Raw genomic sequence first — 10,180 nt, 5'->3', positions numbered from 1 at the left:
GGTAGATTAATAAAAGAAGGCGGTGCTGATGTAGTTAAACTTGAAGGTGGAGCTGATGTTTGTGAACAAATAAAGGCAATAGTCAAGGCTACAATACCAGTTTGTGCACATATAGGGTTGACTCCTCAATCAATAAATGCATTTGGTGGATTTAAAGTTCAAGGTAAAAGCATTGAGGCAGCACAAAAATTGATAGACGATGCATTAGCCGTAGAAGAAGCTGGAGCTTTTGCAGTAGTTATAGAAGGAGTTCCTGCTGAAATAGCATCTATTATCACAGAAAAATTATCTATACCTACAATAGGAATAGGTGCAGGAGCTGGTTGTGACGGGCAAGTTCTAATTTACCAAGATATGTTGGCAATGTTTAGCGATTTTACTCCTAAATTTGTAAAAAAATACGCAGAAGTAGGTCAAATTATGTCAAATGCATTTGAAACATTTATAAAAGAGGTCAAAGACGGAACCTTCCCTCAAAAGGAGCATACATATAAAATCGATCCTTCTGTTGTAGATGAATTAAATAAAACTATCAAATAGTATTTTAAATAGAAAAAGTGCATAAGAGAAAATTTTATTTTCTACTTATTGCACTTTTTTCTTAAGATATAAATCAAAAGTTTTCAATTTACATCTTTATTAGGCTAATTATATTTTTTATTTTGGGGTTTATATATATAATTTAACACTAAAATTCAAAGCATCCTTCTATTACTTCACAGCTTAATTTAGCTAATGTTTCTTCACGTAATTCTTCACTAAATGATGGTTGTAATCCACCCTTTTCATATATTTCTTTTAATTTATTTTCTTTATTATTTTGTGCTATTGCCTTTTTAAGGACATCTTCAGCTTCTTTTTGATGAACAAATACTAATCCATCTCTATCTCCAACAACTATATCTCCTGGAAATACTACTTGTCCTCCAACAGCTATTGGAACATTTATTTCTCCTGGACCATGTTTGTAAGGACCTTGAGGCATAACTCCTTTTGCAAATACTGGAAAATTATCAAGTTGTTCACATTCGTCTATATCTCTAATACATCCATCTATTACAAATCCAGCTATTCCTTTATTTCTTGCATACATCATCATTAATTCTCCACAGTAAGAACGTTCCATTCCTCCACAAGCTACAACTAAAACATCACCTGGTTTAGCTAATTCCATAGCTTTATGTAATAATAAATTATCTCCTGATGGTAAATGTAATGTAAAAGCAGTTCCTACTAGGCTTTGCCCATTCATTGATTTTATATTTGAATCTACACAATATATACGATTCATATTATCTCCAATATTAGCTACTGGCAATCCTCTAAACTGATCTATTAATTCTTTATCTGGTCTTTTAATTTCTGTAAAAATTCTACAACCTATATTGCTCATTTATTTACATTCCTTTCTCAATTTTGATTATTTATAAATAATCATCAAATATTTAATTGTACTTATTTGCTTTCCTTTGTTTGTAAATGATGATAATTTAATTTTGCTCTTGCATCTCTTAAAGAGCTTCCTTTATCTATTTCTGCTAATATAAGTTTTTCTGTTTTTTCTATTCCTTCTGCTATTTCTATTACTTTTTCAACACAATTTCTTGGTATTACTACTGCGCCTGTATCATCACCTAATATTATATCTCCAGGACAAACTGGAATATTAGAAACTGATACTTCTTCATTTATTGATGCTATTTCAACACGATCTTTTCCAGTTGACATATAATATCCTTTTGAGAATATTGGATAGTCACATTTTTTAACTGCTGGTAAATCTCTGCAAACACCATCTATAAGAGTTGCTTCTACTCCTATTTTTTTAGCTGTATAAGCCATTATATCTCCCCATACAGTGCAATCTGTTCTTCCGTCATTATCTATTACTATTACATTTCCTGGTTTTACATCATCAAGAAAATCTCCAACAGTTCCTTTAACTTGTCCACATGGTTTATATTTTATAGTAAAAGCTTCTCCACATATTACATGACCTGGTATTACAGGTTTTACACCATATAGTGCACAAGGTATTCCTAATTTATCCATTGCATCTGATACACAAGTTGTATCTAATTTTTTTAATCTTTCTATATATTCTTTCATCTCTATTAGACCCCCAATTTTTATTAATTATTTTAACATATTTTCATAACCATATTTTTGATCGACATCTACTCCAGATGCTCCACTTAGTATTTCTGCTACCATTTTTTCTTCTTTTTCGAAAAGCTCTTCTGCTTTTACTAATACTTCTTCTATTTTTGCTGATGGCACTATTACTATACCACTTCTATCTCCCATTACTATATCTCCAGGGCTTACTTGTACTCCAGCAAATTGAATCATTTTATTAGTACTTTCTTCCATAGCTCTACCTCTAGCTGTAGCTACTACAGAACCTCTAGCATATACTGGGAAATTAGCTGCAACACAATCATCTATGTCTCTAGCTGCACCATCAATTGCAACTCCATTTACTCCTTTTACTTTTGCTGTATTTGCCATAATACCGCCCCAGCAAGATATGTCTAATCTACCGCCATTATCTATTACTATTACATCTCCTTCTTCAGCTACATTAACTGCTGTTACACACATATGTACTTTATTTTTTACTTCTCCTGCTGGTGCTACTTTAACAGTTACAGCAGGCCCTAATATCTTACATAAAGAAGGTATTAATGATGTTACTCCATAAGTAGATCCTTTTAATCCTAATGCATCTAATGCATCTGATACATTAGTAGTCGAAAGTTTTTCAAATCTAGCTCTATATTTTTTATTAAATTCTGACATTTTTTTAATCCCCTTTCATATTTCATATTATATATATAAGCTTATTTCTATTAAGCTGTTTCTCTATTTTGACTAGATATTTTTGCTTTTCCAAATTCAAATTTCTTTTCTGAGACACATATAGCACAAGCTGCTACTATATCTCCTGTAATATTCATTACTGTACGTATCATAGTTCCTATTTGATCTATTCCTGCAATTAATCCAACACCTGCTTGTGGAAGTCCAACTTGAGAGAATACTGCACTTACTAAAGGAGTTGCTCCTGGTATTCCAGCCATTCCCATTGCCATAAGTACACTACTCATAACGATTATAACTTGTGTATAAATACTTAACTCAATTCCATAAGCATTAGCTACAAAGTTTGCAGCAAGTCCTATATGCATTGCTAACCCTGCCATGTTCATAGTATTTCCCATTATAACTATCATATCTGATATATCTTCACTACATCCTAATTTTTTACTTGCTTCCATATTTAAACTAAGAGCCGCCATACTAGCACCAGTACTTACTGCTACAAGCATTGATGGTGAACATAACTTAAAGAAAGAAGTTACTGGAATTTTACAATAGAACACCATTATTGGAGCATATAAAAGTAAAAAGACTGAAAGCATTACACAAATTTGAAGTACTATTATTCCTAAAAGGGATATTACTATACTTAATCCAGAAGTAGCTACAGTATTTGCCATTAATGCACATACACCTATAGGAGCATACTCCATAACTACCATAAGCATGTTACACATAACATCTGAAAACTTAGATAAACCTTCTCTTACACTTTGTCCTTCTTCTCCTGATTTTACAATAGCGATTGCCAAGATAGCACTAAATACTATACATTGAATCATGTTATTTTCTGACATTGCTTGAACTATATTAGATGGTACAAATCCTTCTATCATAGTCATGACATTTAAATCTGCCGCTGTTGTAGATAAAACTTCATCTGTAACAAGATTCATACCTTCTCCTAATCCAACAACATTAACTGCAACTATACCTATTGTAGTAGTCAATGCCATTGATACTAAAAAGAATATAACTGCTTTTACACATATTCTTCCTAAAAGCGCGTAATTGTCACCTAATCCTGTTAGTCCTGTAACTAATGATGATATAATAAGTGGAATAACTAACATCTTTAATGCACTTATAAAAATATTTCCAAGTGGAGCTATATAATTTGCTGAAAATTCTTCAAGATGCATACTTTGGAATATTGCTCCTAAAATTATACCTAATACCATACCTATTAACATTTTTGTTGATAGTTTCATTTTTTTACTTTTAGTTTCTCCCATATTCATATCTCCTTAATTTTTTTAATAGTATTTTCAACCGGCTGTTGATATAATAATACCATAATTCGCTTTTTTATAAATTCGAAAAACAAATATTAAATTTTCGAAAAATTCGAAAGTATATGTAATCTACGCCACCTATTAATTTACGTACGAATTTATCAATAATATAATATATAAAAGTTATAAAATCTATGAAAGAGAGGTTCTAATATGAATATACAACAATTAATTACATTCTTAACTTACTCAGAAGAAAAGTCTTATACTAAAGTTGCCTTAAAACTAAATTATGCAGTTTCCACCGTAGCCGATCATATTTACAATCTCGAAAAAGAATTTGGTGTAAAATTAATATCTAAAAAAGGTAAAAAAGGGGAACTCACTGAAAGCGGTGAAATACTACTTCCATATATACACTCTATTTTAAGAGAATATGAAGAAGCAATTGACGCTGTAGAGTTTTCAAAGGGAATACAAGGAGATATTAAAATTGCATCAATTGAATCTATCGCTTTATACCACCTGCAAGAGATTTTATATAAATTTATGAAGAAATATCCAAATGTAAATATGTCTGTATCTATTCAAGATCCAGCTAACTTCCAAAAGCTTTTATTAAGAGAGGATATTGATGTAGCTATTAAATATGATCTTGAAGATTCTATATCAGATATGTTCGATACAACAATATTATTTAATACTCCTGTAGTACTATTTTGTAACTCAAAGCATAATTTAGCAAAAAAGGAGTCAATATCTAAAAAAGATCTTAAAATGCAACATTTTATAATGACACAAAAGGATTCTCCTTATACAAAATTATTAAAACATATATTAGAAGATGATGATTATCATATACCTATGTATATAGATAGCGGAGTTTTAATAAAAAAAATAGTTGAAAATGAAAATGTTCTTTCATTGTTACCTGAAGCTATGATTAAAGATGATATTGAAAAAAATATACTTCATAAATTAAATATGAAAGAATTAGATTTTTCTGTAACTGCTCATGCTATGACTTTAAAAAAGGATTGGCAAAGACCAGTTGTCAAAGAGTTTTTAAAATTTATAAAAAATGAATTTGATATACTACATAAAACTAAATAAACTTTTTTATTCTAAAAAAACTCTAAAAATCTTTTATAATACTAAAATTAAGTCAATTAGTTTTAAAAATATAAATTTCTTTTTCATAAATACTTCATTTTCGTAATTTTTATATAAATTCGGATTTACACAAAAATTATTACGGTATTATGAAAATCACTGAACGTCCATTTAATATACAATTATCTCAATTAATAAATTAAATTTGAAATGAAAGGAAATGAAGTATTATGAGAGATTTCGAAACAAAAATATTAAAACAAAGTAAAGGTTCACCTACTGTAAAATTACTATCAAAGGGAATAGAAATGCAACGTCAAGGTATAGATGTATTGCTATTTGCAGGAGGTGAACCAGATTTTGACACTCCAAACAAAGTCAAAGAAGCCACTATAGAAGCACTTAATAATAATTTTACCCATTACGCAAGTAGTTCTGGTGTTATGGAATTAAAAGAAAGAATAGCTAAGAAATTAAAAGAAGAAAATAATATAGATGTAGATCCTAAAAGTGAAATTGTAATAACTCCTGGTGCAAAATTATCACTATATCAATCAATTTTAGCATTTATAGAAGCAGGTGATGAAGTTCTTATACTAGAACCTTGCTATGTTTCTTATAATGAAATAGTTAGATTAGCAGGCGGAACTCCTATATCTGTACAATTAAACCTAGAAGATTCTTTTGTAATTACAAAAGAAGAATTAGAAAAATATGCAACTCCTGCAACAAAAATGTTAATTGTAGGAAATCCATGCAATCCTACTGGACATGTTCTTTCTAAAGATGAAGTAAATGCAATAGCTGAATTTGCAATAGAACACGATATTCTTGTAATTTCAGATGAAATTTACGAACGTATAACATATGATAATATAAAACACTACAGTATAGCATCTTTAGAAAATATGAAAGAACGTACATTAACTATAAATGGACTTTCTAAAAGCTGTGCAATGACTGGTTGGAGATTAGGATATGTTGCTGCTGATAAAAATTTAATAAATCCTATAATGAAATTACAAGCAAGCACAGTTAATTGCGTAAATACATTTACTCAAATGGGTGCTATAAAAGCGTTCGATTGCCAAGATGAAATAAAGGCTATGGTCGATGAATATACTAAGAGAAGGGATTATTTTGTAGAGGAATTAAATAAAATTCCATGTATAAATTGCCCTACTCCTGAAGGAGCATTTTATATTTTCTGTAAGATCGATTATAAAAATATGGATTCATTTGAACTTGCAGACTTTATCTTAAAAGAAGCAAATATTTTAGTGTCACCAGGAGATGTATTTGGTAAAGGCGGAGAAAAATGTATTCGTTTTTCATATGCAACTTCAATGGAAAATATAAAAATGGCAGTTGAAAGATTAAATAAAATTTTTATTTAATTGTATTTATGTACGTTATAACATATTTTTTCCAAAATAAATTTTCCTATTAAAACTATAATTTTAATTGAAATTAGTAAAGAATTTTCAAAAAATACTAAATTTTCACCGTATGTTATAACGTACTTTTTCCACTAAAATAACTAAAAAAATATTTTTTTTTATTAAAAAAAATATTTCTAAACGTTTTCCTATATAATTTTATTTTTTCTATTGACACTTCTATTATCATTGATTAAGATTAGATTATAAATACTTTTTAATATTACATACATAAGTGCGTTATATTAAACTATTTTAAGATATAAAATTCATTAAATATTAAAGGGGATGATTAAGTGAGTAATTTAACAGAAATCAGATGGCATGGCCGTGGTGGTCAAGGTGCTAAAACTGCATCTCTACTTTTAGCAGATGTTGCTTTTAACACAGGAAAATTCGTTCAAGGTTTCCCAGAATATGGACCAGAAAGAATGGGTGCTCCAATAACTGCTTACAACAGAATAAGCGATACACAAATAAGAGTTCACTCTAACATCTACAATCCTGACTTTGTAGTTGTTGTAGATGAAACTTTATTAGAATCAGTTGATGTTACAAAAGGATTAAAGGAAGATGGAGCTATAGTAGTTAATACAGCAAAATCTAAGGAAGAAATAATCCCTCAACTTAAAGGATACAAAGGAAAAGTTTATACTATAGATGCAAGAAAAGTATCAATCGCTGCTTTAGGAAAATATTTCCCTAACACTCCAATGCTTGCTGCAATAGTAAAAGTAAGTAATGTTATGCCAATAGATACATTCTTAGCTGAAATGAAAGAATCTTTCAGTCATAAATTTAAATCTAAACCAGAAGTTATAGAAGGTAACTTAAAGGCTTTAGAAATGGCTTTAGAGGAGGTAAAATAGATGAAAGTTAGTGAAAAATACAATGAAAGTGTATCTTGGAAAGATATATCAATAGGTGGAAATATTCAAGGTGGTGGAACTTCTAAAGAATTCAACACTGGTGAATGGAGAGTTAATACTCCTAAATTTATAGCAGAAAAATGTAAACAATGTTTATTATGCGTTCCAGTATGTCCAGATAGTTCTATACCAGTTGTAGATAAAGAAAGATTAGATTTTGATTTTGAACATTGTAAAGGTTGCGGAATATGTGCAGCAGTTTGTCCATGTGATGCAATAGAAATGATAAAGGGGGAATAATAAATGGCAATAAGAGAAAGATTATCAGGAAATGAAGCAATAGCAACTGCTATGAGACAAATAAACCCAGACGTTATGCCAGCTTTCCCAATAACACCATCAACAGAAATACCACAATATTTCTCAAGCTATGTTGCTAATGGGCAAGTTGACACAGTTTTCGTACCAGTTGAAAGTGAACACAGTGCAATGAGTGCTTGTATAGGATCAGAAGCTGCTGGTGCTAGAACAATAACAGCTACTTCTTCTGCAGGTTTTGCGTACATGCTAGAAATGTTACCAATAGCTGCATCTTACAGAGTACCAGTTACTTTAGCATTAGTTAACAGAGCTTTAACTGGACCAATAAACATAAACTGCGACCACTCTGATGGTATGAGTGCTAGAGACTGTGGATGGATAATGGTATTTGCTGAAAACAACCAAGAAGCATATGATAACTACATCCAAGCATTCAGAATAGCTGAACATAAAGACGTTAGACTTCCAATAATGGTTTGTCAAGATGGATTTATAACTTCTCATGCTGTTGAAAACATAGAATTATTAGAAGATGAAAAAGTAAAAGCATTCGTAGGTGAATATGAACCAGAAGAATACTTATTAAACGCAGGTACTCCTCTTGCTGTAGGACCTTATGGAACTCCAGCTTACTACATGGAAGCAAAAAGATCTCAAGCTCAAGCTATGATAAACGCTAAAGATGTAGCTTTAGAAGTAGCTAAAGAATTTGCTGAAGTATCAGGAAGAAGCTATGGATTATTTGAAGAATACAAATTAGACGATGCTGATTTTGCATTAGTAGTTATAGGTTCAAGTGCTGGTACTGCTAAGGATGCTGTAGACAAGCTAAGAGAACAAGGAATAAAAGCAGGAATATTAAAAATAAGATTATATAGACCTTTCCCAGCTGCTGAAATAGCTGCTGCATTAAAAAATGTAAAAGTATTAGCTGTAATGGATAGAGCTGAAGGTATGTCTTCTCAAGGTGGACCTTTAGGTTATGACATAAAAGCTGCTTTATACGATGCAGGTGCTAGTGTTAAAGTTATAAACTACATCTATGGTTTAGGTGGTAGAGACGTTACTGTTGAAAGCTTAACAGAAGTTTTCAATGATTTACAAGAAGTAGACAAAACTGGTAATATAGGCGATACTTATCGTTACTTATCAGTAAGAGACTAAGGGGAGGATAATAAAGATGACATATAATTTCAAAGAAACAATGAATAAAAAAGAACGTTTAGCTCCAGGTCACAGAATGTGCGCTGGATGCGGTGGTACTATAGCTGTTAGAAACGTTTTAAGAGGACTTCATGAAGAAGATCAAGCTGTAATATGTAATGCTACTTGCTGTCTAGAAGTTTCTACTTTCATGTATCCATATACTGCATGGGAGGATTCTTTCATTCATACTGCATTTGCTTGTGCAGGTGCTACTTTAAGTGGTGTTGAATCAGCTTATAAAGTATTAAAGAAAAAAGGTAAAGTAGATGAAAACTACAAATTCATAGCATTCGGTGGTGACGGTGGTACTTACGATATAGGTTTCCAATCATTATCAGGAGCTATGGAAAGAAATCACGATTTAGTATATGTTTGCTACGATAACGGTGCTTACATGAACACAGGTATCCAACGTTCATCAGCTACTCCTATGTTCGCTGATACTACAACTACTCCAGTTGGATCTCACTCAAATGGTAAACCACAAAATAGAAAGGATTTAGCTTCTATAATAGCTGATCACGATGTTCCATATGTAGCTCAAACTACATTTATAAAGAACTTCAAGGATTTACATACTAAAGCAGAAAAAGCTATCTACACTCCAGGAGCTGCTTTCTTAAACGTAATGGCTCCATGTCCAAGAGGTTGGAGATATCCAGCAGAAAAAATAATGGACGTTTGTAAGGCTGCTGTTGAAACTTGCTACTGGCCATTATTTGAAGTTGTAGAAGGTGAATGGATACTTAACTACGAACCTAAGAAAAAACTTCCAGTAGAAGAATTCTTAGCTATGCAAGGTAGATTTAAACATTTATTCAAACCAGAAAATGAATACTTAATAGAAGAATTCCAAAAAGAAGTAGACAGAAGATGGGAAGCTCTACTTAAACGTTGTAAATAAATTAGACAGTTTTCATATTAATATAAGATAAGGATGAGGTTTTTATTTGCTCATCCTTATTTTTTGTTGAAATGATGCCTTATGAAACAACATATGATGTTTTAAAATTATATAAATTCCTATGCTCTTGTGGTGTTTTAGGTGAATGGAACCATACTGAAAATGAATATGCTATTGTGGATACCTTATTTGATAGAATAAACTTGTGGT

At 31.0% G+C, this 10,180-nt stretch carries 11 protein-coding genes; 7 read left to right on the top strand and 4 right to left on the bottom strand.

The window, feature by feature from the left end:
• Positions 1-540, top strand: a 540-nt coding sequence (gene panB, locus ACI3VO_RS15770; protein WP_439758829.1) for a 3-methyl-2-oxobutanoate hydroxymethyltransferase, incomplete at its 5' end; no start/stop codon positions are given.
• 148 nt (positions 541-688) lie between these two features.
• Here the strand turns inward: panB and ACI3VO_RS15765 are convergent.
• The 4 genes from ACI3VO_RS15765 to ACI3VO_RS15750 form a co-directional block, all read right to left on the bottom strand.
• Positions 689-1,393: an RraA family protein gene (locus ACI3VO_RS15765; protein ID WP_439758828.1), complete on the bottom strand. Its 705-nt coding sequence runs from the start codon at positions 1,391-1,393 to the stop codon at positions 689-691.
• A 62-nt stretch (positions 1,394-1,455) separates the two neighbouring features.
• The gene (locus ACI3VO_RS15760) at positions 1,456-2,109 is read right to left on the bottom strand and encodes an RraA family protein (RefSeq protein ID WP_439758827.1); all 654 of its coding nucleotides are present in this window, start codon (positions 2,107-2,109) and stop codon (positions 1,456-1,458) included.
• A gap of 27 nt (positions 2,110-2,136) precedes the next feature.
• Entirely contained in the window at positions 2,137-2,802 is a 666-nt protein-coding gene (locus ACI3VO_RS15755) for an RraA family protein (RefSeq protein WP_439758826.1), read from the bottom strand.
• A 50-nt stretch (positions 2,803-2,852) separates the two neighbouring features.
• Complete coding sequence (locus ACI3VO_RS15750) at positions 2,853-4,118, bottom strand: dicarboxylate/amino acid:cation symporter (protein WP_439758825.1); 1,266 nt, start codon at positions 4,116-4,118, stop codon at positions 2,853-2,855.
• Positions 4,119-4,331: 213 nt separating this feature from the next.
• On the opposite strand from ACI3VO_RS15750, the gene ACI3VO_RS15745 reads away from it, so the two are divergent.
• The 6 genes from ACI3VO_RS15745 to ACI3VO_RS15720 all read left to right on the top strand — a co-directional run bounded on the left by ACI3VO_RS15745 (position 4,332) and on the right by ACI3VO_RS15720 (position 9,970).
• Positions 4,332-5,231 (top strand): LysR family transcriptional regulator, encoded by a 900-nt coding sequence (locus ACI3VO_RS15745; RefSeq protein WP_439758824.1) that lies wholly within the window; start codon positions 4,332-4,334, stop codon positions 5,229-5,231.
• A 230-nt stretch (positions 5,232-5,461) separates the two neighbouring features.
• Positions 5,462-6,628, top strand: coding sequence for a pyridoxal phosphate-dependent aminotransferase (locus ACI3VO_RS15740; RefSeq protein WP_439758823.1), 1,167 nt, complete (start codon positions 5,462-5,464; stop codon positions 6,626-6,628).
• Between the two features lie 338 nt (positions 6,629-6,966).
• The gene (locus ACI3VO_RS15735; RefSeq protein ID WP_439758822.1) at positions 6,967-7,539 is read left to right on the top strand and encodes a 2-oxoacid:acceptor oxidoreductase family protein; all 573 of its coding nucleotides are present in this window, start codon (positions 6,967-6,969) and stop codon (positions 7,537-7,539) included.
• Positions 7,540-7,839 (top strand): 4Fe-4S binding protein, encoded by a 300-nt coding sequence (locus tag ACI3VO_RS15730; RefSeq protein ID WP_320625562.1) that lies wholly within the window; start codon positions 7,540-7,542, stop codon positions 7,837-7,839.
• A gap of 3 nt (positions 7,840-7,842) precedes the next feature.
• Complete coding sequence (locus tag ACI3VO_RS15725) at positions 7,843-9,024, top strand: hypothetical protein (RefSeq protein WP_439758821.1); 1,182 nt, start codon at positions 7,843-7,845, stop codon at positions 9,022-9,024.
• A gap of 16 nt (positions 9,025-9,040) precedes the next feature.
• Positions 9,041-9,970 (top strand): thiamine pyrophosphate-dependent enzyme, encoded by a 930-nt coding sequence (locus ACI3VO_RS15720; RefSeq protein WP_439758820.1) that lies wholly within the window; start codon positions 9,041-9,043, stop codon positions 9,968-9,970.
• Positions 9,971-10,180 lie beyond the last annotated feature (210 nt).

This window comes from Intestinibacter sp. (assembly GCF_051866655.1).
Lineage (GTDB): Bacteria > Bacillota > Clostridia > Peptostreptococcales > Peptostreptococcaceae > Intestinibacter.
Note: the sequence above shows the minus strand (reverse complement) of the source record. Positions and strands in the feature narration are given on the sequence as shown.

Coding starts and splice junctions, on each gene's coding strand:
- ACI3VO_RS15755 (WP_439758826.1), bottom strand. CDS start 2,802: ATGTCAGAATTTAATAAAAAATATAGAGCTAGATTTGAAAAACTTTCG.
- ACI3VO_RS15725 (WP_439758821.1), top strand. CDS start 7,843: ATGGCAATAAGAGAAAGATTATCAGGAAATGAAGCAATAGCAACTGCT.
- ACI3VO_RS15740 (WP_439758823.1), top strand. CDS start 5,462: ATGAGAGATTTCGAAACAAAAATATTAAAACAAAGTAAAGGTTCACCT.
- ACI3VO_RS15765 (WP_439758828.1), bottom strand. CDS start 1,393: ATGAGCAATATAGGTTGTAGAATTTTTACAGAAATTAAAAGACCAGAT.
- ACI3VO_RS15750 (WP_439758825.1), bottom strand. CDS start 4,118: ATGGGAGAAACTAAAAGTAAAAAAATGAAACTATCAACAAAAATGTTA.
- ACI3VO_RS15720 (WP_439758820.1), top strand. CDS start 9,041: ATGACATATAATTTCAAAGAAACAATGAATAAAAAAGAACGTTTAGCT.
- ACI3VO_RS15730 (WP_320625562.1), top strand. CDS start 7,540: ATGAAAGTTAGTGAAAAATACAATGAAAGTGTATCTTGGAAAGATATA.
- ACI3VO_RS15760 (WP_439758827.1), bottom strand. CDS start 2,109: ATGAAAGAATATATAGAAAGATTAAAAAAATTAGATACAACTTGTGTA.
- ACI3VO_RS15745 (WP_439758824.1), top strand. CDS start 4,332: ATGAATATACAACAATTAATTACATTCTTAACTTACTCAGAAGAAAAG.